Annotated in this window: 23 protein-coding genes and 1 pseudogene; 14 read left to right on the top strand and 10 right to left on the bottom strand. The window is 73.6% G+C overall.

Annotated elements, in window-relative coordinates; translation table 11 throughout:
- The first annotated feature begins 463 nt into the window (after positions 1-463).
- From ACFYOP_RS03420 to ACFYOP_RS03400, 5 genes are all read left to right on the top strand, one after another.
- Complete coding sequence (locus ACFYOP_RS03420; protein WP_356890962.1) at positions 464-1924, top strand: FGGY family carbohydrate kinase; 1461 nt, start codon at positions 464-466, stop codon at positions 1922-1924.
- On the top strand, positions 1921-3318 hold the full coding sequence (locus ACFYOP_RS03415) for an FAD-dependent oxidoreductase (protein ID WP_356890964.1): 1398 nt from the start codon (positions 1921-1923) through the stop codon (positions 3316-3318). Before ACFYOP_RS03420 ends, ACFYOP_RS03415 begins: the two co-directional genes overlap by 4 nt.
- Positions 3315-4595, top strand: coding sequence for an FAD-dependent oxidoreductase (locus ACFYOP_RS03410; protein ID WP_356890966.1), 1281 nt, complete (start codon positions 3315-3317; stop codon positions 4593-4595). Before ACFYOP_RS03415 ends, ACFYOP_RS03410 begins: the two co-directional genes overlap by 4 nt.
- A complete protein-coding gene (locus ACFYOP_RS03405; protein WP_356890968.1) occupies positions 4592-5983 on the top strand; it encodes an AlkA N-terminal domain-containing protein in 1392 nt (463 codons plus the stop codon). The genes ACFYOP_RS03410 and ACFYOP_RS03405 overlap by 4 nt, the downstream gene beginning before the upstream one ends.
- Before the next feature lie 213 nt (positions 5984-6196).
- Positions 6197-6757: a DoxX family protein gene (locus ACFYOP_RS03400; RefSeq protein WP_356890970.1), complete on the top strand. Its 561-nt coding sequence runs from the start codon at positions 6197-6199 to the stop codon at positions 6755-6757.
- 58 nt (positions 6758-6815) lie between these two features.
- Here the strand turns inward: ACFYOP_RS03400 and ACFYOP_RS03395 are convergent, their stop codons facing one another.
- Both ACFYOP_RS03395 and ACFYOP_RS03390 read right to left on the bottom strand, forming a co-directional pair.
- Positions 6816-7154, bottom strand: a complete 339-nt coding sequence (locus ACFYOP_RS03395) for a hypothetical protein (protein ID WP_388450748.1) — start codon at positions 7152-7154, stop codon at positions 6816-6818.
- Positions 7036-7293, bottom strand: a complete 258-nt coding sequence (locus ACFYOP_RS03390) for an NAD(P)-binding domain-containing protein (protein WP_388450746.1) — start codon at positions 7291-7293, stop codon at positions 7036-7038. Before ACFYOP_RS03390 ends, ACFYOP_RS03395 begins: the two co-directional genes overlap by 119 nt.
- Positions 7294-7405: 112 nt before the next feature.
- On the opposite strand from ACFYOP_RS03390, the gene ACFYOP_RS03385 reads away from it, so the two are divergent.
- Together ACFYOP_RS03385 and ACFYOP_RS03380 are read left to right on the top strand one after the other, a co-directional pair.
- The gene (locus ACFYOP_RS03385; RefSeq protein ID WP_356890972.1) at positions 7406-8023 is read left to right on the top strand and encodes a TetR/AcrR family transcriptional regulator; all 618 of its coding nucleotides are present in this window, start codon (positions 7406-7408) and stop codon (positions 8021-8023) included.
- Between the two features lie 28 nt (positions 8024-8051).
- Positions 8052-9743 carry an acyl-CoA dehydrogenase family protein gene (locus ACFYOP_RS03380; RefSeq protein WP_356890974.1) on the top strand — a complete coding sequence of 564 codons (1692 nt, stop codon included), beginning with the start codon at positions 8052-8054 and terminating at the stop codon, positions 9741-9743.
- A 151-nt stretch (positions 9744-9894) separates the two neighbouring features.
- Here the strand turns inward: ACFYOP_RS03380 and folE are convergent, their stop codons facing one another.
- Positions 9895-10560, bottom strand: a complete 666-nt coding sequence (folE, locus tag ACFYOP_RS03375; RefSeq protein WP_356890976.1) for a GTP cyclohydrolase I — start codon at positions 10558-10560, stop codon at positions 9895-9897.
- Between the two features lie 136 nt (positions 10561-10696).
- Between folE and ACFYOP_RS03370 the strand changes: the two genes are divergently transcribed.
- From ACFYOP_RS03370 to ACFYOP_RS03360, 3 genes and pseudogenes are all read left to right on the top strand, one after another.
- Positions 10697-11503 (top strand): transcriptional regulator, encoded by an 807-nt coding sequence (locus ACFYOP_RS03370; RefSeq protein ID WP_356890978.1) that lies wholly within the window; start codon positions 10697-10699, stop codon positions 11501-11503.
- A 61-nt stretch (positions 11504-11564) separates the two neighbouring features.
- Entirely contained in the window at positions 11565-12812 is a 1248-nt protein-coding gene (locus ACFYOP_RS03365) for an FAD-dependent oxidoreductase (RefSeq protein ID WP_356890980.1), read from the top strand.
- A gap of 171 nt (positions 12813-12983) precedes the next feature.
- Positions 12984-13406 (top strand): annotated as a pseudogene (locus tag ACFYOP_RS03360) (pyridoxal-phosphate dependent enzyme); the annotation flags it as partial.
- 69 nt (positions 13407-13475) lie between these two features.
- On the opposite strand, the gene ACFYOP_RS03355 reads toward ACFYOP_RS03360, so the two are convergent.
- The 5 genes from ACFYOP_RS03355 to ACFYOP_RS03335 all read right to left on the bottom strand — a co-directional run bounded on the left by ACFYOP_RS03355 (position 13476) and on the right by ACFYOP_RS03335 (position 17430).
- A complete protein-coding gene (locus ACFYOP_RS03355) occupies positions 13476-13721 on the bottom strand; it encodes a hypothetical protein (RefSeq protein WP_356890982.1) in 246 nt (81 codons plus the stop codon).
- 269 nt (positions 13722-13990) lie between these two features.
- Entirely contained in the window at positions 13991-15175 is a 1185-nt protein-coding gene (locus ACFYOP_RS03350; RefSeq protein ID WP_356890984.1) for a low temperature requirement protein A, read from the bottom strand.
- 62 nt (positions 15176-15237) lie between these two features.
- Positions 15238-15552: a nuclear transport factor 2 family protein gene (locus tag ACFYOP_RS03345; RefSeq protein WP_356890986.1), complete on the bottom strand. Its 315-nt coding sequence runs from the start codon at positions 15550-15552 to the stop codon at positions 15238-15240.
- Between the two features lie 80 nt (positions 15553-15632).
- A complete protein-coding gene (locus ACFYOP_RS03340) occupies positions 15633-16397 on the bottom strand; it encodes an SDR family oxidoreductase (protein WP_356890988.1) in 765 nt (254 codons plus the stop codon).
- Between the two features lie 136 nt (positions 16398-16533).
- Positions 16534-17430 (bottom strand): AraC family transcriptional regulator, encoded by an 897-nt coding sequence (locus ACFYOP_RS03335; protein ID WP_356890990.1) that lies wholly within the window; start codon positions 17428-17430, stop codon positions 16534-16536.
- 201 nt (positions 17431-17631) lie between these two features.
- Here ACFYOP_RS03335 and ACFYOP_RS03330 point away from each other — a divergent pair, with 201 nt between their 5' ends.
- A complete protein-coding gene (locus tag ACFYOP_RS03330; RefSeq protein ID WP_356890992.1) occupies positions 17632-19710 on the top strand; it encodes a SpoIIE family protein phosphatase in 2079 nt (692 codons plus the stop codon).
- Positions 19711-19805: 95 nt separating this feature from the next.
- Here ACFYOP_RS03330 and ACFYOP_RS03325 read toward each other — a convergent pair whose 3' ends face one another.
- Both ACFYOP_RS03325 and ACFYOP_RS03320 read right to left on the bottom strand, forming a co-directional pair.
- Positions 19806-21347 (bottom strand): UDP-N-acetylmuramoyl-L-alanyl-D-glutamate--2,6-diaminopimelate ligase, encoded by a 1542-nt coding sequence (locus ACFYOP_RS03325; protein WP_356890994.1) that lies wholly within the window; start codon positions 21345-21347, stop codon positions 19806-19808.
- A gap of 194 nt (positions 21348-21541) precedes the next feature.
- Positions 21542-21679: a hypothetical protein gene (locus ACFYOP_RS03320; RefSeq protein WP_356890996.1), complete on the bottom strand. Its 138-nt coding sequence runs from the start codon at positions 21677-21679 to the stop codon at positions 21542-21544.
- A 288-nt stretch (positions 21680-21967) separates the two neighbouring features.
- Between ACFYOP_RS03320 and ACFYOP_RS03315 the strand changes: the two genes are divergently transcribed.
- The 3 genes from ACFYOP_RS03315 (at position 21968) to ACFYOP_RS03305 (ending at position 24120) form a co-directional block, all read left to right on the top strand.
- Positions 21968-22342, top strand: coding sequence for a BlaI/MecI/CopY family transcriptional regulator (locus ACFYOP_RS03315; RefSeq protein WP_356890998.1), 375 nt, complete (start codon positions 21968-21970; stop codon positions 22340-22342).
- On the top strand, positions 22339-23319 hold the full coding sequence (locus tag ACFYOP_RS03310; RefSeq protein ID WP_356891000.1) for a M56 family metallopeptidase: 981 nt from the start codon (positions 22339-22341) through the stop codon (positions 23317-23319). The genes ACFYOP_RS03315 and ACFYOP_RS03310 overlap by 4 nt, the downstream gene beginning before the upstream one ends.
- A 123-nt stretch (positions 23320-23442) precedes the next feature.
- Positions 23443-24120, top strand: coding sequence for an SCO family protein (locus ACFYOP_RS03305; RefSeq protein ID WP_356891002.1), 678 nt, complete (start codon positions 23443-23445; stop codon positions 24118-24120).
- Positions 24121-24206: the final 86 nt, after the last annotated feature.

Below are 24206 nucleotides of genomic sequence, written 5' to 3'. Positions count from 1 at the left end.
CCGGGACGTGGGGGCGGGGCCCGGCCCCGCCGGGTGGCGTAACGCCGCGAGGGGGTCCGTCAACACGGCCGCCGGGCCCCCGATTCCGTCACCGGAGGGTCCGCCGGGCGCGGTGCCGCAAGGGGCAGCTCGGGTCGTGCACTGGTCGTCATGAGGCCTCTTGGGGCAGTGGGGGCTGAGGCGTACGCCGACGGCAGTGGTCGGCCGGCATCTGCACAGATCGGGCGACGCGGAGAGCTGCGCCGGCCCCCCGTTCCGCTTCGTTGCGCGGCTGATCTTACTCAAGTGACGTCGCTCGGCAAGCAGTTCCGGACAACGGTGTCAGCTACGGGTCCGGCCCTTGACGACGATGCCCGTCTGCACCACGCTTTCGTCAGCGATCAAGGTCTGTGCCGCGTTCCCTCGGCGTTCTCGTCGTTCCTTCTATTCTTGTCGTTTCTTCCACCGGAGAGCGGGGTGGCCGATGACGGGCCCGGTGCTTGCCGTCGACCAGGGCACGTCCGGCACCAAGGCGCTCGTGGTCTGTCCCGCCCGCGGAGTCATCGGCTCCGGCTTCGCGCCGGTGTCGCCCCGCCACGGGCCCGGCGGGCGCGTCGAGGTCGACCCGGCCGAGCTGCTGTCCTCCGTCGTGGACGCGGGGCGCCGCGCGCTGGCCGACGCCGGTGAGAGCGTCGAGGCCGTCGGCCTGGCCAACCAGGGCGAGACCGTCCTCGCCTGGGATCCGTCCACCGGCGAGCCGCTCACCGACGCGATCGTCTGGCAGGACCGGCGCGCCGAGCCGCTGTGCGCCGAACTCGCGCCGTACGCCGAGGAGCTACGTCACCTCACCGGACTGCCCCTGGACCCGTACTTCGCCGCGCCGAAGATGGCCTGGATCCGCCGTGAACTCACCCGCGAAGGCGTCGTCACCACCAGCGACTCCTGGCTCGTGCACCGGCTCACCGGCGCCTTCGTCACCGACGCTGCCACCGCCGGACGCACCCAGCTCCTCGACCTCGACCGCGTCGCCTGGTCGCCGCGAGCACTCGAGATCTTCGGCCTGACCGGCGAACGTCTGCCGGACGTCGTCGACGCCGCCGGACCCGTCGGCGTCACCACCGCCTTCGGCGCCGGCATCCCGCTCACCGGCCTCCTCGTCGACCAGCAGGCCGCGCTCCTCGCCCAGAGCGTCACCGGACCCGGCTCCGCCAAGTGCACGTACGGCACCGGCGCGTTCCTGCTCGCCCAGACCGGGCACCGGCCCCGCCGCTCCACCACCGGACTCGTCGGCTGCGTCGCCTGGCGGCTCGGCGGCCGTACCAGCTACTGCCTCGACGGGCAGGTCTACACCGCCGCCTCCGCCGTGCGATGGCTCACCGACCTGGGTGTGATCTCCGGCGCCGCGGACCTCGACACCGTCGGCGGCGCGGTGCCCGACAGCGGCGGCGTCACCTTCGTACCGGCGCTCGCCGGACTCGCGGCGCCCTGGTGGCGCGGCGACGTCCGCGGCAGCGTCACCGGTCTCGGCCTGGACACCGGCCCCGGGCATCTCGTGCGCGCGCTGTGCGAGGGGCTCGCCGCACAGGTCGTCTCCCTCACCGACGCAGTCGCCACCGACCTGGGCGCCCCCCTGACCGCGCTGCGCGTCGACGGCGGCCTCACCCGCTCCGCGCTGCTCATGCAGACGCAGGCCGACCTCCTCCAACTCCCCGTCGAGGTCTCCGCCCTGCCGGACGCCACCGCCCTCGGCGCCGCGGTCGTCGCCCGCCTCGGCATCGACGCGGACCTCACCTCCGAACAGGCCGTCCCCGCCTGGCGGCCGTCCGCCGTCTACGAGCCCCGTATCGGCGCCGAGCAGGCCGCCGAACGGCTCGGCGTCTTCCGCGCCGAGGTCGGGGCCCTGCTGGAGCGCACCCCGCCGCCCGCCGGACCCGGAGCGTCATGACCGTCACGACCGGCGGCCCACTGCCCGACCAGCTGTACGACGTCACCGTTGTCGGCGCCGGTGTCGTCGGCGCCGCCATCGCCCGCGAACTCGCCCGTCATCGGTTGCGCATCGCGCTCGTCGACGCCGCCGACGACGTCGGGGAAGGCACATCCAAGGCCAACACGGCCATCCTGCACACCGGTTTCGACGCCGTGCCCGGTTCCCTGGAGTCCCGGCTCGTACGCGACGGCCGGCGCCGCCTCGCCGCCTACGCAGAAGAGAGCGGCATCCCCCTCGAACCGGTCGGCGCCCTGCTCGTCGCCTGGGACGCCGAGCAGCTCGCCACCCTCCCCGCCCTCGCCGCCAAGGCCGCCCGCAACGGGCACCACGGCACCCGCCTCCTGGACACCGCCGAACTCGCCCTGCGCGAACCGCACCTGGGCCCCGGCGCGCTCGGCGCACTCGAGATCCCCGACGAGTGGATCATCTGCCCCTGGACCACGACCCTCGCCTACGCCACCCAGGCCGTCCGCGCGGGCGCCGCCCTGCACCTGGGCTGCCGGGTGGAATCCGTGACCGGCGGCGGACACCACGAACTCGCCACCTCACGCGGCCTGCTGCGCACCCGCTACCTCGTCAACGCCGCCGGACTGCACGCCGACGAGCTCGACCGGCACCTCGGCCACGACGACTTCACCGTCACCCCGAGGCGCGGCCAGCTCATCGTCTACGACAAGCTCGCCCGCCCCCTCGTCCGCCACATCCTGCTCCCCGTCCCGACCGCCGTCGGCAAGGGCGTCCTCGTCGCACCGACCGTGTACGGCAACGTCCTCCTCGGCCCGACCGCGGAGGACCTCGACGACAAACAGGCCACCGGGTCGACCGCCGAGGGCCTGCGGACGCTGCGCGACCAGGGCCGGCGGATCCTGCCCGCCCTCGTGGACGAGGAGGTCACCGCCGTCTACGCCGGCCTGCGCGCCGCCACCGGGCAGGAGGACTACCGCATCCGGGCCCACGCCCGGCAGCGGTACGTCACCGTCGGAGGGATCCGCTCCACCGGCCTGACGGCCTCCATGGCCGTCGCCGCCCACGTCACCGGCCTCCTCGGCGACGCCGGCCTCCACCTGGGCCCCGCCCGCGACCTGGAGCCGGTCCGGATGCCCGGCATCGGCGAAGCGGGCACCCGCCCCTACCAGCGGGCCGGTCTCATCGCCGCCGACCCCGCGTACGGCGCCATCGTCTGCCACTGCGAACGCGTCACCCGCGGCGAGATCCGCGACGCGCTGAACAGCACCGTCCCGCCCCGGTCGCTCGACGGACTGCGGCGCCGCACCCGCGCCCGCGGCGGCCGCTGCCAGGGCTTCTACTGCGGACCCGCGGTCCGCGCACTGTTCGAGGAGGGCCGCGGATGAGCCGCGCGGAACGCGCCGTGGACGTCCTCGTCGTCGGCGCGGGACCGGCCGGACTCGCCGCGGCCGCCCACCTGGCCGCCGCCGGCGCCGGCCGCGTCGAGGTACTGGAACGCGAACAGCGGCCCGGCGGCATCCCGCGTCACAGCCGCCACCGCGGGTTCGGGCCCCGCCACCGGCCCGTCGACGGCCCCCGGTACGCCGAGCGGCTCGTGGACGCGGCCACCGGCGCCGGAGCCGTACTGCGCACCGGCGTCACCGCCACCGGCTGGGCCGGCCCCCGCGCCGTGGACACCACCGGACCGGACGGCCTCGAACGCCTCACCGCCCGCGCAGTCGTCCTGGCCACCGGCGCCCGCGAGCGGCCCCGCAGCGCCCGTCTGGTCCCCGGCACCCGGCCGGCCGGCGTCCTGACCACCGGGGAACTCCAGCAGGCCGTCCACCTGTACGGGCAGCGGGCCGGCCGCCGCGCGGTCGTCGTCGGCTCGGAGGCCGTCGCACTCCACGCCGTGGACACCCTGCGGGGAAGCGGCACCCACGTGGTCGCCCTCGTCACCGAGGACCCACACCCCCCTCTGCGCTCGCCCCGGCACCGGGTCCCGGTGATCACCGGGACGGCCGTCGAGGAGGTGACCGGCCGCGGCAGGGCGGCGGGTGTCCGGCTGCGGGGCGGCGACGGCAGCAGTACGTTCCTCGACTGCGACACGATCGTCTTCACCGGCGACTGGATCCCCGACCACGAACTCGCCCGGCTCGGCGGCGCCGCCCTCGATCCCGGCACGCGCGGCCCGGCCGTCGACACGGCCTTCCGCACCTCCCTGCCCGGCGTCTTCGCCGTCGGCAACCTGCTCCACGGCGCCGAACCGGCCGCGACGGCGGCGGCGGAGGGCCGCCGGGCCGCCGGCTTCGTCCTGCACCATCTGGCCGGAGCCGGAGCCGGAGCCGGAGCCGGGACGCACGGGCGGGTGCCCGTGCACGTCGAGCGCCCCCTGCTCTGGGTCGCGCCGAACCGCCTGAGTCCCGACGGCCCGCCGCCCCTGGACGGGCGGTTCACCCTCCGTACCTCGCAGCGCCTCGCCCGGCCCGTCCTCCTCGTCAGCCAGGACGGCCGCGAGCTGGACCGACGGCACCTGCCGCGCACCGCCCTGCCCGGCCGGGCCGTCCACCTGCGCGCCGACTGGATCAGCCGGGCCGACCCCGAGGGCGGCCCGGTCCGCGTCGCCGTCATGTCCGATTTCCGCCGGCCCGGTGCCGGGGCCGCTCGCATACTGGCCGTATGACCACCGAGGCGCCCGCGGTCCCCGACAGCCGCTACGAGGCCGTGAGCAGCCGGGACGCCCGGTTCGACGGCGTCTTCTTCTTCGCCGTCTCCACGACCGGGATCTACTGCCGTCCCAGCTGCCCCGCCATCACACCCAAACGCCGGAACGTGTCCTTCTACCGCACCGCCGCCGCGGCGCAGGCCGCCGGCTTCCGCGCCTGTCGCCGCTGCCGCCCCGACGCGGTCCCCGGCTCCGCCGAGTGGAACGTCCGCGCCGACGTCGTCGGCCGCGCCATGCGGCTGATCGGCGACGGCGTCGTCGACCGGGAAGGCGTCGCCGGGCTCGCCACCCGCCTCGGCTACAGCGCCCGCCAGGTGCAGCGCCAGCTCAACGCCGAACTCGGCGCGGGCCCCGTCGCCCTGGCCCGGGCCCAGCGCGGTCACACCGCCCGCGTACTGCTGCAGACGACGACCCTGCAGGCCGCCGAGATCGCCTTCGCGGCCGGATTCGCGAGCGTACGGCAGTTCAACGACACGATCCGCGAGATCTACGCCGCCACGCCCACCGAACTGCGCGCCCTGCGGCCCGGCCGCGCCACGCCGGTCGACACCGGCTCCGGCATCCCGCTGCGGCTGGCCCACCGGGGCCCGTACGCGGCGGAGTCGATGTTCGGCCATCTCGCCGCCCACGCCGTCCCCGGCACCGAAGAGGTCACCGGCGCCCGCGGCGCCCGCACCTACCGCCGGACCCTGCGGCTGCCCCGCGGCGCCGGCATCGCCGAAGTCGGCGAACGCCCGGGCGCCGGCGGCTGGCTCGAGTGCCGGCTCCACCTGACGGACCTGCGCGACCTGACCTCCGCCACCCAGCGGATGCGCCGCCTGCTCGACCTGGACGCCGACCCCTGCGCGGTCGCGGAACGCCTCGGGACAGACCCGGCCCTCGCCCCGCTCGTCGCGGTCCGGCCCGGCCTGCGCGTCCCCGGTGCCGCGGACCCGCACGAGGCGGCGATCCGCACCCTGGTGGGCCGGCGGACGGCCGGCGAACTCGTCGCCGCACACGGCGAGCCGCTCCCCGCCCCCAGCGGCGGCCTCACCCATCTGTTCCCCCGCCCGCGGGACCTGACCGGCACCGACCACACGGCGCTGCGCGCCCTCGCCGAAGCGCTCGCCGCCGGCGATCTCGTCCTCGACCCCGGCGCCGACCGCGAGGAGACCGAGCACCGGCTGCTACGGCTGCCCGGCATCGACGCCCGGACCGCCGCCGCCGTCCGCCTCCACGCACTCGGCGACCCCGACGTCCTGCTGCCCGACGACCCGGCACTGCCGCCCGGCGCGGACCCCGAACGCTGGCGGCCGTGGCGCTCGTACGCGATGCACCACCTGTGGGCTGGGGCTCGCCCGTCTTGAGGGCTCGGTTCTCCCCCTGCCTCCGGGGAGCCCCACCCGTGTACTCACGGCGGCCTCCGGCCGCGGGCCGCGCGCCACTTTGGCTCACTCGCCCCGGTCCCGGCGAACTGACGGCTCCTGCCTCACCCGTACGGCCCAGCAACGCAGCGGACCCGGCGTGCGGCGCGCCCAGAGTGGAGGGCGTCGCCCACCGTCACCGCACCGGGAGTACCGATGACCTGCCTCAACCGACGTGACCTCGGCCTGCTCGTCCTGCGCACGGGAACGGGCGCCGTCCTCATGGCCCACGGCACCCAGAAGCTCTTCGGCTGGTTCGGCGGCGGCGGCCTGGAAGGCACCGCGCAGGGCATGGAGGCCATGGGCTTCCACCCGCCCAGGCAGAGCGCGATGGCCGCGGGCATCGCAGAGACGGGCGGCGGCCTGCTGCTCGCCCTCGGCCTCGCCACGCCCGCGGCGGGCGCGGCGGTGACCGGCAACATGGCGGGCGCCGTCTCCGTCCACGCCCCGGCCGGCTTCTTCGTCCAGTCCGGCGGCTTCGAGTACCCGGCGTTCCTCGGCTTCACCGCGGCCGCCATCGGCCTCATGGGCCCCGGCCGCTACTCCCTCGACCACGTGACCCGCCACCGTTTCGACGGCCCGTGGATCCTCGGCGCCGCCTTCGCCGCCAGCGCCCTCGCGGCGGCCGCCGTCGTCGGCAAGCGGGCCAAGGGCCAGATCGGGGCGGACGTCGACGACTCGGCGAGGGAGCAGGAAGCCGACACACTCGAGGACTAGGTCCGGTCCGTCGAAGTCCCGGTGGCCCGGTCGCCGGCCCCGGTGTCCGCCCCGGGTGTCACTCGTTCCTGAGCAGGTCGACCGTGCCCGCCAGGCCCTCGTCGCCGTGGCCCTGGGTCACCCGTCGGTGCATCAGTTCCATGTAGGGCGTGAGGAGCCGGGGGTCGACCGACTGCTCCTCGGCCGTGGCCAGCAGCGCGGCGTTTTCCGCCGACATCATGGCGAGGTTCGAGGTGACCCCCTCGGTGTAGTCGCCGCTCTCCACCTGCGCGGCGATCTCATGGGTCATGCCGGCCATGGCGCCGAGCCAGTCCGCGAGCAGGGCGGCGAAACCGGCCAGGTCGAGGTACTTCTCGGGGCGCACCAGGGCGAAGGCGTGGGTGACACCCGCGAACATGCCGGTCATCGCGGGCGCGGGTGCGGTTCCAGACGGTCAGCGGATGCCCCGCGGCGAGCCAGGCACGGGCGAGAGCGGTGCCCATGTCGCCGAGGCCGAGGAGGGTGACAGGAGCCTTCGAAGCGGTGTGTTCGTCCATGGCGTCAGGCTCGTACGGGCCCGGACCGTGATCAAGTACGCACTTTTCAGTGCGTGTTCACCTCCGCCGCAAGGGGCTGGCCCGAAGGTCTGAACAGTGGTTCACTTGTTGCGTGGCCTACCGCAAGACACCCGCCGTGCAGAGCCGGCTCGACGCCGCCAGGGAGCGCCTCGTCGAGCAGGCGACGTCCGTCGTCGCCGAGTCCGGCTGGGCGAACGCGTCCGTCACCGCGGTCGCCGCCGCGGCCGGTATGTCCGTCGGGTCCGTCTACCAGCACTTCCCCTCCAAAGGGGCGCTGGCCGTCGAGGTCTTCCGCCGTGCCTCTGGCCGTGAGGTCGAGGTGCTCGCGGACGTGCTCAGGGACGCGGGCGGGGACCCCGTCGAGCGACTCGCACACGGCGTACGCGTCTTCGCCCGCCGTGCCATGGAGCGCCGCGGGCTCGCCCACGCGCTGCTCGCCGCCCCCGCCGAACCGGCCGTCGGCCAGGAACGGCTGGATTTCCGGCGCCGCTACCGCGACGTGTTCGCCGAGGTGATCCGCGAGGGCATCGCGGGCGGGCAGCTGCCACCGCAGGACCCCGAGGTCACCGCGGCGGCACTGACCGGAGCGATCGGCGAGGTGCTGGTGGACCCGCTGTCCGACACGGCGTCCGGCGACGCCGCCGAGCACCTGGTCGCCGAACTCGTCGCGATGTCCCTGCGCTGCGCCGGCGCCCGGACCGCCGGCTGACCACCCCTACGACTCCCCGAGGACCACGATGACGACTCCGGCCGCAGCCCACGACACGACCGCCGCCACCCCGAGCAGCCGGCCCACCGCCGCCACCCATGCCGTGACCAACCAGCCGCCGCCGCTCGTCGGCCACGACGTCGCGGACGACCCCGTACTGCTCGAGGGCCTGCGCCGCGAAGGCGCCGGCTGGTACGCGGACGACCTGCACCGCGTCGGCAGGCTGGCCGGCTCGGAGGACGCCCAGCGCTGGGCCGAGGAGGCCAACCGCTGCGAACCGCTGCTGCGCACGCACGACCGCTACGGGAACCGGATCGACGAGGTCGAGTTCCACCCCTCCTACCACGCGCTCATGGACGTCGCGATCCGTGAAGGGCTCGGCGGCGCGCCGTGGGCCGACGACCGGCCCGGCGCCCATGTCGCGCGCGCCGCGGGCTTCATGGTGTGGAGCTCGGCCGAACAGGGCCACGCCTGCCCGGTCTCCATGACGTACGCCGCCGTGCCCGCCCTGCGCTCCGCGCCGCAACTGGCCGCGGTCTACGAGCCGTTGCTGACCAGCCGGGTGTACGACCCCGGGCTGCGCGCGCCCGGCGGCAAGCGCGGGCTGCTCGCCGGGATGGGTATGACGGAGAAGCAGGGCGGCACCGATGTGCGCGCCAACACCACCGTCGCCGTCGAACAGCCGGACGGCACCTGGCGGTTGCGCGGCCACAAGTGGTTCACCAGCGCGCCCATGAACGACCTGTTCCTGGTGCTCGCCCAGGCGCCCGGCGGCCTGTCCTGCTTCCTGGTGCCGCGCGTCCTCCCCGACGGCAGCCGCAACACCTTCCGCATCCAGCGCCTCAAGGACAAGCTCGGCAACCGCTCCAATGCCAGCAGCGAGCCCGAGTTCGACGACACCGTCGCCTGGCCGGTGGGGTCCGAGGGCCAGGGCGTGCGCACGATCATCGACATGGTCACGATGACCCGGCTCGACTGCGTCCTCGGCTCGGCGTCCGGCATCCGCACCGCGCTCACCCAGGCCGCCCACCATGTCCGACACCGCTCCGTGTTCGGCGCCAAGCTGATCGACCAGCCGCTGATGCGCAACGTCGTCGCCGATCTGAGCGTCGAGTCCGAGGCGGCGACCACGCTCGCGCTCCGCATCGCGGGAGCGGCCGACCGCGCACAGCGCGGCGACGCCCAGGAGCGGGCGTTCCTCCGGCTCGCGACCGCGGTCGGCAAGTACTGGGTGTGCAAGCGGCAGCCCGCGGCGGTCGCCGAAGCACTGGAGTGCCTCGGCGGGAACGGCTACGACGAGGCGTCCGGGATGCCCCGGCTCTACCGGGAGGCGCCGCTGAACGGCATCTGGGAGGGCTCCGGCAACGTCAACGCGCTCGACGTGCTGCGCGCGCTGGCCAAGGAGCCCGAGTCCCTGGCGGCGTACGCCGCGGAGATCGAGGCCGCGGCGGGCGCGGACGCCCGACTCGACGGGGCGTGGCGCCAGTTGCGCGCCGAGCTGGTGCCCACCGACGACGCGGCGCTGCTCGCCCGCCGGCTGGTCGAGCGCATGGCCCTGGTCCTTCAGGGCTCCCTGCTGGTCCGGCACGCACCGGCGGCCGTGGCGGACGCGTTCTGCGCGTCACGGCTCGCCGGCGACCGCGGCCTCGCCTTCGGGACGCTGCCGGCCGGCCTGGACCTCGCCACGCCCATCGCCCGCGTACCGCTCGCCGGAAACTGACCACGGCGGGCTGCGCCCGGACGCGGGGCGTGGCCGGCGCACCTGATGCGCGCAGCCGGCCCGCGGACGCCGCCGACTTCACCGACGCGGATCCCGACAGCGCGGCCGCGTACCGACCGCCGCGCAGCAAGGGACCGGGCTCTGCCGTGCGTCAGCGGGGCGGGCCGGTCAGGGCGAGGAACTCGCTGCGGGAGCGGGCGTCGGTGCGCAGCAGGCCGAGCATGGTGGAGGTCAGGGTGGTGGTGCCGGTTGCCTGCGCGCCGCGCAGGGTCATACAGGTGTGCTCGGCCTGGATCACGACGCCGACGCCCTTGGGTTCCAGCTGGGCCTGGAGCCAGTCGGCGACCTGCTTGGTCAGCCGCTCCTGCACCTGGGGGCGGCACGCGAAGTGCTCGAGGACGCGGGCGAGTTTCGACAGGCCCAGGATCCGGTTGCCGGGCAGATAGCCGATGTGGGCCGTGCCGACGAACGGCAGCAGATGGTGCTCGCACACCGACCGCAGCGGGATGCCGCGGGCGAGGACCAGCTCGTCGTAGCCCTCGTCGTTGGGGAAGGTGGTCAGGTCGAAGGGGCGGGGGCTGAACAGTTCCGCGTAGGCGCGGGCCATCCGGCCGGGCGTGCCGCGCAGGCTCTCCGAGTCCGTGCTGATGCCCAGGGCCTCCAGGAACTGCCCGGCGGCGAGCTCGGCGGCGGGCAGATCCGGTTCCCGCGCCTCGCGCACCACCCGCAGAGCGGCCGGTTCCGCCGCCGGGGGCGGAAGCTGTGCCTCGGCGGCGTCGGAGGCGAGGTGCAGGGTGGTGTGAGGGTGCTGCGTCATGTCACTCTCCGATGCCGACACGATCATACATTTCACTAAAGAGTATTGGACTTATTGTGATCACGGTCAAGAAAGGAGCCGCAAAGAGGGCTCTGCTTGCCATTACGGAAGCAGTCATTGGAGTTACGATGAAGGCATGACCTCCTCCGACCTGACACCGCCGTCACTCACCGCGGCCGAGGGTGTCGAAGCGGTCTCGGTCCTCGCCGACGAGACCCGCCGCAGGATGCACGGCTTCATACGCCGGGCCCGTCGGCCGGTCACGCGGGAGGAGGCCGCCGCCGACGCCGGGATCTCGGTCAAGCTGGCCGCCTTCCACCTGGACAAGCTCGTCACGGCCGGGCTGCTGCGCGCGGGTTACGACAGCCCCGGCGCGGCCCCCAGGGTCGGCCGCCGGCCGAAGGTGTACGAGCCGGCCGGAGCCGACATCCGCGTCAGCATCCCCGAGCGCCGCCCCGACGTGCTCGCCGAGATCCTCGTGGACGCCGTGCTCGGCCAGCAGGCGGGCGAGGACGCCCGCACCGCCGCGCTGCGCACGGCCCGCACCCGCGGCGAGGAACTCGGTGCCGCCACCCGTGCCGACAGCCGTCCCGGCAGGCTGGGCCCCGAGCGTTCCGTCACGCTCAGCGAAGCCGTCCTGGCGCAGCGAGGCTTCGAGCCGGAGCGGCCGACGCCGACCGGCCTGCGGCTGCTCAACTGCCCCTTCCACCCCCTCGCCGCCCGCTCTCCCGAGCTGGTGTGCGCCATCAACCACGCCTTCCTCGGAGGGCTCCTCGAGGGGCTGCGCGCCAACGGGATCGAGGCCGTCCTCGCCCCCCGGCCGGGGCGGTGCTGCGTCGAACTGCGCGCCGCGTCCGACGGTCACGGCGCCCCCGGCCCCGACGGCATCTGTACGAGGGAGCCCGGCGTCCCGCCCCTCGACGAGCTGCCCCCACCCGGCTGACCGGCTCGGCGGGGCTGCACGCAACCGCCCTGAGAGACCCCCACGCGACAGAGGAGCGGACATGCCCGCACACAACGCCCATGTGATCGTCGGAGCCGGCCTGGCCGGCGCGAAAGCAGCGCAGGCCCTGCGCGAAGAGGGTTTCGACGGCCCGCTCGTGCTGGTGGGGGACGAGGCCGAGCGCCCCTACGAGCGGCCGCCGCTCTCCAAGGGGTACCTGCTCGGCCAGGAGGAGCGGGACAGCGTCTACGTCCACCCTCACCAGTGGTACGCCGACCACAAGGTCGAGCTGCGCCTCGGCATCGCGGTCACCGCCGTCGACCCGGCCGCCCACGAGATCACCCTCGCCGACGGCAGCCGCATCGGATACGCGAAGCTGCTGCTGGCCACCGGATCGTCGCCGCGCCGGCTGCCCGTACCGGGAGCCGACCTGGACGGCGTCCACTATCTGCGCCGGCTCGCCGACAGCGACCGGATCAAGGACGCCTTCGCGTCCGCCTCACGGGTGGCCGTGGTCGGGGCCGGGTGGATCGGCCTGGAGACGGCCGCCGCCGCCAGGGCCGCCGGCGCCGAGGTGACGCTGCTGGAGGCCGCCGAACTGCCGCTGCTGCGGCTGCTGGGCCGCGAGGCGGCCCAGGTCTTCGCCGACCTGCACACCGAGCACGGGGTCGACCTGCGCTGCGGCGTGCAGGTCGCGGAGATCACCGGAGCGGGCCGCAGGGCGAACGGCGTACTGCTGGCCGACGGCAGCCGCGTCGAGGCCGACGCGGTCGTCGTCGGCGTCGGCATCACCCCCGACACCGGACTCGCCGAGGCCGCCGGTCTGGAGACCGGCAACGGCATCCGGGTCGACGCCGCCCTGCGCTCCTCCGACCCCGACATCCACGCCGCCGGCGACGTGGCCGAGGCCTTCCACCCGCTGCTCGGCACGTACATCCGGGTCGAGCACTGGGCCAACGCGCTGAACCAGCCGCAGACCGCTGCCCGGGCCATGCTCGGCCAGGACGTGGCCTACGACCGGGTCCCGTACTTCTTCACCGACCAGTACGACCTGGGCATGGAGTACACCGGCTACGTGGAGCCGGGCGGCTACGACCAGGTCGTCTTCCGCGGACGGAAGGAGAGCCGCGAGTTCATCGCCTTCTGGGTCTCCCGCGGCCGGGTGCTCGCCGGCATGAACGTCAACGTCTGGGACGTCACCGACCCGATCCGCGAGCTCGTCACCTCCGGGCGGCCGGTCGACCCCGCGAAGCTGGCCGACCCCGGCGTGCCGCTGACCGACCTGATCGAGCGCGCAGATCCCGTGTAAGGCGTCCGCACGGCACCGACAGCACCCCCGGCCCGGCCTTCGGGCCGGGGGGCCTCGGGCGGGCCTTGACAGGACTCTGGCGCCGGCATCCATATATTGCATGCCGGTACCCCAGACCCGAGGTCTCGTCCCCCGATCGCTCCTCCGGGAGAACGCCTGCCGCGCCATCCGTGCAGCGTCACCGGCAGCACCCACGCCGGCATGATCGCCGGTTTCGCCGGCCAGGACCGGCCCCGCCGTGTGCTGGGCATCGACGCCTCGGCCAAGCCGGCCGAGACACGTGCGCAGGTGGAGAAGACCGCGCACAACACCGCCGGGCTCATCGGCCTGGACCGCGACCTGCGCGACGACGAGATCACCGTTCTCAGCGACTGGGCCGGCGACCGCTACGGCATCCCCGTCGAGTCCACGCTCGACGCGATCCGGCTCACCGCGGGCCTGGAGGCCGTGATCATCGACCCCGTCTACGAGGGCAAGTCGATGGCCGGCCTGATCGACCTCGTCAGGAGCGGTGACATCCCGGACTCCGACGTGCTGTACGCCCACCTCGGCGGCCGGCCCGCCCTGAACGCCTACAGCGGCCTGTTCGACTGACGGCCGCGCGGTCCCATGCCCGCCGCCGTCAGGGGCCGTACGACGGGTCGTCGGGCCGTGGGCCCTCGGTCAGTGCGGGACCATGCTGGGCGACGAGGCGTCGCGCGCGACGCGTGCCGGGGCGCCGGTGCCGTCGGCAGGCACGGACCAGATGTCGGAGGAGCCCTTCGCCGCGCCCGTCAGGGCGTAGGCGAGCGTCGAGTCGTCCAGCCACGCGGCCTCGTCGTCGACGCTGCGGACCTCGGCCAGCGGGATGTCGCGCATCGTCCTCAGGTCCAGGACGTGCAGCCGTACTGCGCGGTCCCTGCCCTCCACCGAGACTGCCCGCGTCCGGCCGCTCCAGCACGACGAGCATCCGGGCGATGACGGCTCGACGCGTACCCGATGCGCGTCGGCCGCCGCCGGATACGGTCGCCGACCGGCGGGCCCGGTCGAAGCGGAGCCGCTCGCCAGGCCGTCGGCCCGGCGCGGAGCCGCTCGGTGAGGCGAGCCGGCCGACGGCCGGGCGCTGACATCGGACGCGTCCTGCCGGCTCCCCGTCCGGGAACACCCCCCGACGGGGAAGCCCCGACCGCCGCGCGGCCTCAGGCGCGCCGCGCCGCCGCGGCGGCGCGGGCGCCCACGACGAGGCTCCCTGCGATGAGGAGCGTCGCGACGATTCCGGTGACGAGCACGGGGACGGGGGCGAAGGTCGCGGCCAGGACCGCGACGACGGCCAGGGGGTGGATGATGTCGCTCGCGCCGCGCACCTCGGAGGACCGGTGGTGCAGAAGCCAGACGACGGTGATGAAGACGGCGACGGGGATCGTGTAGGCGGCGGCGACGGCGTGGTCGGTGAGGCGGCCGTGGCCGGTGGTGTGGGCGACGTTGAGCGCGAGTCCGGCGCCGACCGCGGCCGCCGAGGCGAAGACGGCGTAGTGGCCGTAACCCCACAGCAGGGCGGCGCGCAGACCGGTGAGCCCGCGCGGTGCGTTCTGCGCGAAGTACAGCCACCACAGAGAGAAGACGGTGAAGATGCCGCCGACGACGAGGGTGGCGATGTCTGCGAGCACGGCGTCGTCGTCGAGGGCGGCACGGACGGCCAGCGTGGCCGCCGTGATCGATTCGCCGAGGACGATGATGGTGAACAGGCCGTAGCGCTCGGCGATGTGGTGCGGATGCCATGTGGTGATGGCCGCGCGTTCCGCCCAGACGGGAACGGACAGTTCGGCCACGAGCAGGATTACGAACGAGACAAGGCCGCCGTCGTCCGGGAGGAACAGGCGTGCGACCCAGCCGATCTGGACGACGAAGATCCCCACCGCGTAACGCAGGCAGCTGGTGCGGCGTTCGGAGTCGGCGTGGGCGGCGCGCAGCCACTGGGTGACCATCGCGAGGCGCATGACCACATAGCCCCACGTGATGACGGTGAAGTCCTGGTGCTGGAGGGCCTCGGCCGCGCCGGCGGCCATGATCAGCGCGCCGGTGATCTGGACCAGGGTGAGCAGCCGGTAGGGGACGTCGTCGGTGTCGTAGGCGGAGGCGAACCAGGTGAAGTTCATCCACGCCCACCAGATCGCGAAGAACACCAGGGCGTACCCGAGCACCCCGTGGCCGATGTGCCCTTCGGCCAGCTCGTGTTCGAACGCCGCGGCCGCCTGGGCGACGGCGACGACGAAGCACAGGTCGAAGAAGAGCTCCAGCGCCGTCGCGCTGCGGTGCTTCTCGTCGGAGGGACGAGCGACCATCGGCCGGTGCCAGGCGCCGGCGATAAAGGGTGTCTGGCTCATGGGCGGGCGATCCCTGCGGTGCGTCGACGAGCGGGGGGAGTGGCGGGGGCGAGTTGGGCGGTTCAGGCCTGGCCGGTCTCGAAGCGGCTGATTTTGCCCCCGGAGACGGTGAACGTCCAGCGCGTGCGCATGGAGCCCCAGGTCGAGTTGGTGTAGACGGCGGTCAGGGTGCGCCCGTCGGGAGAGACGTCCTCGACGTCCATGCGCCCGTCCGAGGAGAAGATCTCCTTCTCGGTCCAGTCGCGGATGTCGCGGTCGGTACCGTCGTCGGCCATGGTGGCGTCCGGGGTGAGCGCCGCGAAGAAGGCGTCCTTGTCGCCGGCGTTGACGGCGTCGACGAACGCGGCGACGGCCGGGTCGTTGAGCTGGGCTGTCACGGTGGTCTCCGATCAGATCGGTACGAGGGGGACCGGCCGGGCGGACGGGCCGGCGGCGGTGTGCGCCCGGCCGGATCCGGTCAGCGGGTGGTGTATCCGCCGTTGAGGAAGAGGGTTTGACCGTTGGCCCACCAGCCGTCCGTCAGCAGGTGCGTCACCCACGGAACGATATCCTCGATCTTGGTCAGGTCGCCGTTCATCGCGGACGACTTGTGGTACGCGACGGAGCCGTCGTCCTCCGCCGGGTAGAAGAACGACGTGTCCATCGGCCCGGGGGCGATGTTGTTGACCGAGATGTTCCGGCCGAACAGCTCCTTCGACAGGGCGCGGGTGAAGTGCTCGACCGGCGCCTTGCTGCCCGCGTAGGACGAGTACAGCCCTGTGTAGGCGGCGAGCAGCGACGTCACGATCGTGATGATCTTTCCGCCGTCCTCGATGCGGCGCGCCGCCTCCCGCATGACGAAGAACGCGGCCTTGGAGTTCACCGCGAACATACGGTCGTACTCGTCCTCGGTGATCTCGGTCAGCGGCTTCTTCAGCACCATGCCGGCGGTGTTGACGCTGAAGTCGAGCTTGCCGAACCGGTTCAGGACCTCGTCGAAGACCCGCTCCACCTCGGCGGCCTTCGTCAGATCCCCCTGGATCGCGAACGCCTCGCCCGGCCCCTCGTTGATCTGCGCGACGACGTCCTCGGCCTTGGCCCGTGAGGAGTCGCTGTTGTAGTGCACGGCGACCAGGGCGCCTGCCGCGCCGAGGGTGGAGCTGATCAGCCCACCGAGGTTGCGGGACGCGCCGCCGACGAAGGCGGCCTTGCCGTTGAGCGTCCTGTCCGGAGTGTCGACCATGACGGCCTCCTTGCGATGTGGCTACAGGGACGGCACCGACCGGCGGACCGCGCCGGGGGCAATGCCGTGCCTCACAGAATCGCGGCCACAACGGGCGCGCATCTTGAACGATCCGATCACCCGTGGAACAGAACGCTCACGACTTCGGGCGCCGCCCGTCAGCGGCCGCCGTCCCGTCCCGCAGCGCCCGCGGCGTGGCCCCCTCGTGGCGCCGCATCATCCGCGTCAGGTGACTCTGGTCGGCGAACCCCGCCTCCGTCGCGATCTCCGCGATCGGACGGCTGGAGAGCATCAGCTCACGCCGCGCGTGCTCCAGGCGCCGCTGCGTCACGTACCGGTGCGGGGACTCCCCGGTCGAGGCCCTGAAGACGCGGGTGAAGTGCGACTCGCTCACCCCCGCCACGCTCGCGAGATCCGCCAGCGTGACCCGCTGGGAGAGGTTCGCGTGGATGAAGTCCACCACCTCGGCCAGCCGGCGCGGCGACAGTCCGCCCTCCCGGCGCGCCACGGCGCCGCCCTCGCCCGCCACCCGCAGTACCACCGCGGCCGCGGCCTGTACCAGCGACTGCGCGTACAGCGCGTCCGCCGGGCCCGGACCGGCGTACTCGGCCACCAGTCGCTCCAGCAGCATCTTCAGCAGCGGATCGGTGAAGTGGAACCGCGGAACCAGCTCGACCGGGCCCGCCGCCCCGCCCTCCTCGGCCAGTTTCTCCAGCCACACCGGATCGATTCCGAGCAGCAGCAACTCCACGTCGTCCTGCCAGCGGGGCCTCGACGCCCATCCGGCCGGATTGACCAGCGCCTGCCCCGCGTGGAAACGCTCACGGCGCGCCGTGCCGTCCGCGGACCAGCGCAGATTCGACGATCCGCCCGTATGGACCACGAGCACGTGGACCGGCGGGCCCAGCGGAAGCGGCGCGACGTCCGACTTCCCCGCCGCCCGCTCCAGCGACCGCTCCGCCACCGCGTGGCCGAGATCGGAGCCGCTGCCATGGAGGCATCGCAGGTGAGGCTTGATGTGCGAATCACTCACCCCACCAGTATCGGACCTCTTCGCACGGGCGGCCCCGGGCGGCGCCCGCCGCCCGGCCCGCTTCCCCGGACGGGCCCGCGACGAGGCGCCTCGTCCCAGCGAGAGAGGATGTCGCATCCTGTTCCTACCATTGAGAACAATTCATACGATGAGGGAAAATTCATCCGGCTTTGCTCGATCACTGGAAGGTGTGGCGCGGCCATGGTCGAACCCGCGGGGCTCCGGAACCTGCTCGCGCGGGTACTGGGCTGCCGTGACCCGCAGGCACTGCTCGAGGCCCTGACGCTCGCGGACGACAGCGCCGGCGCCCTTCCGGCCGGACGGACCTTCCTGTACGTGCAGGACCGGACGGGCCTCCACTGCCGGCCGGCCCCGGCGGACGGCCCGGGGAACGACGACCGCGACCGCGCGCTCGACGCCGTCGCCCGCGAGGTCCTGCGCACCGGACGGCGTACGCAGCCGGACGGCGCGGGTCCCCGGACGCATGCGCTGCCGCTGTCCTCGGGCGGGCAGGTCCGGGGCGTCCTGGTCGTGGCCCTCGAGGGCGGCGGCGCGGACGGCGTCTGCCACGAGCACCCGGAAGTCCTCGACGTGGTGGCGGAGTGCTGCGCCCATGTGCTCGCCGCGCACAGCTGCGACGCGACGCTCGGCGAGGCCGCGGAAGCGGCACGGGCCGGTGTCTTCGCCTGGGACTTCATGGCCGACAACGTGTACTGGGACGAACGGACCTGCGCCGTCTACGGGGTGGATCCCGCCACCTTCGACGGCAAGGGCGACACGTTCTTCGCCCTGCTGCACCCGGACGACGTGCCGGTTCTGCAGGCGGCCATCGCCCGCGTGACGGAGGAGGCGGTCAGCGCCCCCGCGCACGGCGCGGCGGAGGACGCCGGGAGGTACCACCTCGGCTACCGCATCCTGCACCCCGACGGCAGCGTGCACGCCGTGACCGAATTCGGCCGCGTGATCATGGACGACCAGGGCCGCCCCGCCCGCGCGGTCGGCCTGGTCATGGAGACCGGGGACGGATCCGACCGGTCGCCGCGCGGTTCGGTGTCGGCGGACAGCTCACGCGACTCGTTCCTCTTCACGCTCACCCGGGCGCTCTCGCAGGCCGTCACCGTGCGGGACGTCACCCGCGTCATGACGCAGCTCGCCCGGCCGGCGCTCGGCGCCGAGAACCTCGTCCTCGGCATCGAGGAAGCCGGCCGGCTGACGATCGTCGGCGAGACCGCCATCCCCACGGCGCTTTCCCACCTGCGCGGGCCCGCGCACACCGTCATGGCCCTGGCCGCCAGGCAGGAGCAGGCGCTGTTCATCGAGGACCTCAGCCGGCACACCGGTCCGGCGCTCGCCGAACTCGCCGCCACCGGCGACGTACCGCCGCGCTCATGGGTGGTGCTGTCCCTGGGGTCCGTGGACCAGGTCACCGGCGCCTGCCTGATCGCCTTCGCCCGGCCGCGGAAGTTCGACGCCGGCGAGCGGACCTTCTACACGGCCGTCGCCGTCATCCTCACCCAGAGCCTGGAACGCGCCCGGCTGTTCGACACGGAGCACCAGCGCGCCACCGACCTGCAGGAGGCCATGCTGCCGCGGCATCTCCCGGCGCTGGACTCGCTCACCGTGCACTCCCGCTACCTGCCCGGCACGCAGGGCATGCACATCGGGGGCGACTGGTACGACATCCTCTCGCTCAGGGACGGAACGGCGGCCCTCGTCATCGGCGACGTCCAGGGCCACGACGCCCACGCCTCCGCCGTCATGGGGCAGCTGCGCGTCGCCCTGCGGGCGTGCGCGGAGGCGGGGCTGCCGCCCGGCGCCCTCCTCGGGCAGGTCAACCGGGTCCTCTGCGACCTCGACACCGATCGCTTCGCCACCTGCACCTATCTGGTCCTCGACCCGAAGGGCGGCGCGCTGAAGGGCGGCCGGGCCGGACATCTCCACCCCCTGCGCATCCGGCGCGGAGCCGTCAGCGAGGTCGTCCTGGCGGGCGGCCCGCCCCTCGGCGTCGACCCCGCGGCCGTGTTCCCGACGACCAGGACCGGCATGGACGGCGACGAGGCGCTGGTGCTGTTCACCGACGGGCTGGTGGAGCGCCGGAACGCCGACATCGACGTCTGCGTGCGCGAGATGATCGACGACATCCACCGCTGGGCGGCATCGCGCGAGGACGGGCTGGACCTGGGACAGCTGGTGGACTTCCTCGCCCGGCGCGACGCCCCGGAGCGCATCGACGACGTCGCCCTCCTCGCCGTCCAGCGCGTCTCCAGCACCGAGGTGTGACCCTCACCCGCTGAGACGGCCGGCCGGACAGCCTCGGCCGTCCGGTCACCGACTCCTCGAGACGGCGTCGGATTCGATCCCGGCCGCGCCGCGCGTCAGCGACCCGCTGCTGAGGAAGCGGCGGACCGGGCGGCGCGGGCGCGGACGACGGCCTGCTGTTCCAGGGCGAGTTCACGCACGGTGGCCATGTCGCTGAAGGGCAGCAGTTCCTCGCCGACGATCTGGTGCGGCTCGCTGCCCTTGCCGGCGATCAGGACCGTGTCCTTCGGACCTGCCGCGGACATGGCGAACGAGATGGCCTCGCGGCGGTCGGCGATCCGCTCGAACGGGGTACCGGTCGCGGCGAGGCCGGGGGCGATCTGGTCCAGGATGGCCTGCGGGTCCTCGTTGCGCGGGTTGTCCGAGGTGAGGACGCACAGGTCGGAGTGGGTCCCGGCGATCCGCCCCATGTCGGCCCGCTTCGTCGTGTCCCGGTCGCCGCCGCAGCCGAAGACGGTGATCACCCGGCCCCGCGCGTAACCGCGGATGGTGGTCAGGACCTTGTCCAGGGAGTCCGGCGAATGGGCGTAGTCCACGATCACGGAGGCGCCGCCCGGCGTCTGGAAGCGCTCGAACCGGCCGGGGACGGGCGGCATCCGGTCGAGTGCGGCGACGAGGGCGCCCAGCTCGTGCCCGAGGACGTGGCAGGCGGCCAGGGTGGCGAGCGCGTTGGCCACCGAGAACCGGCCCGGGATCGGGATCGACGCCGGATAGGTGCGTCCGCCGTGATGGAGGGTGAACCGCGTGCCGGACGAGCTGACGACGAGGTCGGTGGCCCGGTAGTCCGCCGGCGCTTCCAGGGCGTACGTGGTCACCGCACCCGGCATCATCGCCACGATCCCGGCGCCCACCGGGTCGTCGGCATTGACGACCGCGCGCCGGCACAGCCCCTGGAAGAGACGGAGTTTGGCGTCCCGGTAGTTCGCCATCGTGCCGTGGTCGTCGAGGTGGTCCTGCGTCAGGTTGGTGAACACGCCGACGTCGATGAACGTACGGTCCATGCGGTGCGTCAGCAGGCCCATCGAGGTGGCCTCCAGCACCACACTGCCGACCCCGCGGTCGCGCATGCACCCCAGCAGATACTGCATGTCCGGTGACTCCGGGGTGCTCAGCCCCGACTGCGGCATCGGGATCAGCTCGTCGCCGATCCGGCTGCCGGCCGTCCCGATGACCCCCGACTTCGCGCCCTCGGAGATCCGCAGGGCGGACTCGATCATGTACGAGACCGACGTCTTGCCGTTGGTGCCGGTGATCGCCACCATGTCCATCTGCCGCCCCGGCTCGCCGAAGTAGCGGGAGGCCACGATCGCGGCCGCCCTCCGGACGTCCGGCACCCGCACGGCACAGGTACCGGGTGGCCACACCGTCAGCGACAGCGCCGGGTCCGTGCCGTCGACGAGCACGGCGGCCGCTCCGCGGGCGAGCGCGGGCGCCACGGAGCCGTGCCCGCCCTTCCGGTGTCCTGGCACGGCGATGAACAGGCAGCCCGGCGTCACCCGGTCCACGTCGAACGTCGTCCCCGCGGTGATCGCTGTTCTGCTCGGGTCACCCTCGAGTACGTGGTGCTCCTGGCCGGCCAACAACTCGCTCAGCTTCACAATGATCCCTTCGAGGTGGCACGGCCCGATCGTGCGGCCGTCGCCAGGCTGCAGCGCCGGCGAGTGCCGGAGGCTGCTGTGGTGACGTGGAGCAGGGCGGAGACCGCCCGGCCGTCAGCAGGGCGAGGCGGGCTCGGCCGGGGAGAAGCACGGCGTACGGCGGGGGAAGCGGCGCGCCGGGGGAGAGAGGATCGCTAACCGTGGCCGTGCAGCGCGACACGGCGGGTACGGGGCGCCTCTACGCCGGCGGCGGTGGCCGGGTGGGCGACGGCCGGACGCACTCCCGAGGCGGCCTGGCGCAGGCACTGCCTCGTAGAACTCGTGCGACCCATGCTGCGAGTGTACGGCCGTTCCGGCGGCCCGCCGCCCATGGAAGCGGGGAGGCGGGCCGGGGCCGTGGCCCGCCTCGGGTCTGCGTGGCGGCGGGCCCGGAACGTCCGGTTGCTTCTGCGGTGCACTCTCCGCGGAAGCAGCCGTTCCCCTGCGAAACGACGTGCGTAGGCCCCGGGGCCCGGCCGAACTCGCCCACCTGGACAGGCGCGGCGTCGCCGCGGCCGCCCGGCCGCCTGAGCGGCGGCACGTACTATGGCGCTTAGGTTTTCATCAGGGAGGCGGCCGGGATGCGGGGCTTTGGCGAGCTCGAACAGGCGATCATGGACGTGGTGTGGGCGGCGAAAGCGCCACTGCCGGTGCGTGAGGTGCTGGAGCGGCTGAACCGCGACCGGCCGCAGCCGCTGGCGTACAACACGGTGCAGACGGTGATGGAGATCCTGCACCGCAAGGGCTGGCTGTCCCGGACCAAGGTCAGCCGGGCGTTCCAGTATCGGGCCACGAAGGACCGTGAAGAGTACGCGGCGTCGCTGATCGACCAGGTGTGGGCGACCGGTGCGGACCGTACCGCGACGCTGGTGCGACTGTTCGACGGGCTGGACGAGGCCGAGGTCGCCGAGCTGCGGGCGGCGCTCGCGGCGCGCCGTGAGGGAAGCGGTTCGTGAAGGCCGCGATCCTCCTGCTCGGGTACGCGGCGCTGGTGGGCGCCCTCGCCCCGGTGCTGCTGGTCCGGACGGGCTGGGCGGTGCGGGCGCCGCTGCTGGCGATCTGGGCCTGGCAGGCGGTCACGGCCACGCTCGTCGTCTCGGTCGTGCTGGCCGGGCTCGTCCTGGCCGTGCCGACGATGCCGGTCAGCGGCAGCCTGGCGGACATGCTCCACGCGTGCGTGATGGCGCTGCGCGCTCAGTACGTCACGCCCGGCGGCGCCGTGGCGGCCGCCACCGGCACGGTCCTGGCCCTCGCCGTGGTGGGCCGCGCCGGCTGGTGCCTGGGGGCGTCCCTGTGGCGGGCGCGGCGGGAGCGCAGTCGGCACGCCGAGGTGCTGGCGATGGTCGGTCGCGCGCATCCCGGTCTGGGTGTGACGGTGCTCGAGGACGACCGTCCGGCGGTGTACTGCCTGCCCGGCACCGGACACCGGATCGTGCTGACCTCGGCGGCGCTCGCCGCGCTGGATCCTCGCGCACTGGACGCGGTGATCGCCCATGAGCGGGCGCACATCCGTCAGCGGCACCACCTGGTCCTGGCCCAGGCGGAGGCATTGGAGCGGGCTTTCCCGAAGGTGGCGCTGTTCCGTACCGCGGCGCAGGACACCCGGTGGCTGGTGGAGATGGCCGCCGACGACGAGGCCACGGCCCGTACCGATTCCCTCACCCTGGCCGGGGCCCTGGTCGAGCTGGCCGGGGCCGGCGTGCCGACCGCTTCGCTGGCGGCCTCCGGCGGTCAGGTCGCCGTCCGGGTGCGACGGCTCATGGGCCCTCCTCGACCGCTGCGCCGGGCGGCCGTCCGGGCCGGGGCGACGGCAGCGGCCGCGGTGCTGGCGCTGCCGCTGGTCCTGGCCGTCCAGCCCGCGGTGGCGGCGGCCGGTATGACGACCTGCCCGCTGCCCGACGCACCCGTGGCGGGCGCGCAGCGTCTCGCATGAGGTCCGAAGGCCCGGGCCCGGGTGTCTGATAGTTTCACCCCTGTCACCTAAGTGGCTTAGGTTTTGTGTGCGTGGAGAGCATCCCGCGCCGTCGCCGTCACCACCCCATGGGGGTCGCTCGTCATGCGTCGTCATCGCACCCTGCTCGCCGCCGCGTTCACCGCGGCTGCCGCGCTTGCGCTGTCCGCCTGCGGCAGCGGCGCGGGAGCCGAGCCCGGGGCTGAGGACAAGCCCTTCGTCATCGCCGACACCGGCGGGGGTGCGGACAAGGCCGCGACCGTGCTGGACCAGCCGTTCACCAAGCCGGACCTGGTCCTCACCGACACCCACGGCGAGGAGTTCGACCTCCGGGAGGAGACCAGGGGCCGCCTGACCCTGGTCTATTTCGGCTACACGCACTGCCCGGACGCCTGCCCGCTGACCGTGAGCAACCTTGCCCTCGCCTACCAGGGTCTGCCCAGGGCCGAGCAGGACAAGCTCCGGTTCGTCTTCGTCACCACCGACCCCGAGCGCGACACGCCCCAGGAGCTCGGCACGTGGCTGCGCAGCGCCGGGAACGCGGACTTCATCGGGCTCAGCGGGGACTACAAGACGGTCGAGGCCGCCGCCCGCAGCGTGGGCGTGGGCATGGAACCGCCGGTGACGAGCGAGGACGGCAAGGTCACTGCCACGCACGGCAAGACGGTCCTGGCGTTCTCCCCGAAGGACGACAGGGCGCACGTGCTCTACAGCGGGCAGGAGGCCACCGCCGAGGACTACGCCAAGGACCTGCCGAAGCTCCTCAAGGGGCAGCTTCCGTGACCGGGCATCGGCCCCGATCACGGCTGGACGTCCCGGCCGGGCGATGCCCACGGACGGAGCAGCCGCGTACTGCCCGGCCTCCGGGT

It is taken from the genome of Streptomyces sp. NPDC006294, from assembly GCF_042870895.1.
In the GTDB taxonomy this organism is placed as follows: Bacteria; Actinomycetota; Actinomycetes; order Streptomycetales; family Streptomycetaceae; genus Streptomyces.
Note: the sequence above shows the minus strand (reverse complement) of the source record. Positions and strands in the feature narration are given on the sequence as shown.

Bases quoted from the DNA above. Each gene is read 5' to 3' on its own strand.
- ACFYOP_RS03390 (WP_388450746.1), bottom strand. From the start codon at position 7,293: ATGGACGAACACACCGCTTCGAAGGCTCCTGTCACCCTCCTCGGCCTC.
- folE (WP_356890976.1), bottom strand. From the start codon at position 10,560: ATGACGCAGCACCCTCACACCACCCTGCACCTCGCCTCCGACGCCGCC.
- ACFYOP_RS03305 (WP_356891002.1), top strand. From the start codon at position 23,443: ATGCGTCGTCATCGCACCCTGCTCGCCGCCGCGTTCACCGCGGCTGCC.
- ACFYOP_RS03410 (WP_356890966.1), top strand. From the start codon at position 3,315: ATGAGCCGCGCGGAACGCGCCGTGGACGTCCTCGTCGTCGGCGCGGGA.
- ACFYOP_RS03330 (WP_356890992.1), top strand. From the start codon at position 17,632: ATGGTCGAACCCGCGGGGCTCCGGAACCTGCTCGCGCGGGTACTGGGC.
- ACFYOP_RS03420 (WP_356890962.1), top strand. From the start codon at position 464: ATGACGGGCCCGGTGCTTGCCGTCGACCAGGGCACGTCCGGCACCAAG.
- ACFYOP_RS03315 (WP_356890998.1), top strand. From the start codon at position 21,968: ATGCGGGGCTTTGGCGAGCTCGAACAGGCGATCATGGACGTGGTGTGG.
- ACFYOP_RS03340 (WP_356890988.1), bottom strand. From the start codon at position 16,397: ATGGTCGACACTCCGGACAGGACGCTCAACGGCAAGGCCGCCTTCGTC.
- ACFYOP_RS03365 (WP_356890980.1), top strand. From the start codon at position 11,565: ATGCCCGCACACAACGCCCATGTGATCGTCGGAGCCGGCCTGGCCGGC.
- ACFYOP_RS03370 (WP_356890978.1), top strand. From the start codon at position 10,697: ATGACCTCCTCCGACCTGACACCGCCGTCACTCACCGCGGCCGAGGGT.
- ACFYOP_RS03320 (WP_356890996.1), bottom strand. From the start codon at position 21,679: ATGGGTCGCACGAGTTCTACGAGGCAGTGCCTGCGCCAGGCCGCCTCG.
- ACFYOP_RS03395 (WP_388450748.1), bottom strand. From the start codon at position 7,154: ATGTTCGCGGGTGTCACCCACGCCTTCGCCCTGGTGCGCCCCGAGAAG.
- ACFYOP_RS03415 (WP_356890964.1), top strand. From the start codon at position 1,921: ATGACCGTCACGACCGGCGGCCCACTGCCCGACCAGCTGTACGACGTC.
- ACFYOP_RS03380 (WP_356890974.1), top strand. From the start codon at position 8,052: ATGACGACTCCGGCCGCAGCCCACGACACGACCGCCGCCACCCCGAGC.
- ACFYOP_RS03405 (WP_356890968.1), top strand. From the start codon at position 4,592: ATGACCACCGAGGCGCCCGCGGTCCCCGACAGCCGCTACGAGGCCGTG.
- ACFYOP_RS03350 (WP_356890984.1), bottom strand. From the start codon at position 15,175: ATGAGCCAGACACCCTTTATCGCCGGCGCCTGGCACCGGCCGATGGTC.
- ACFYOP_RS03400 (WP_356890970.1), top strand. From the start codon at position 6,197: ATGACCTGCCTCAACCGACGTGACCTCGGCCTGCTCGTCCTGCGCACG.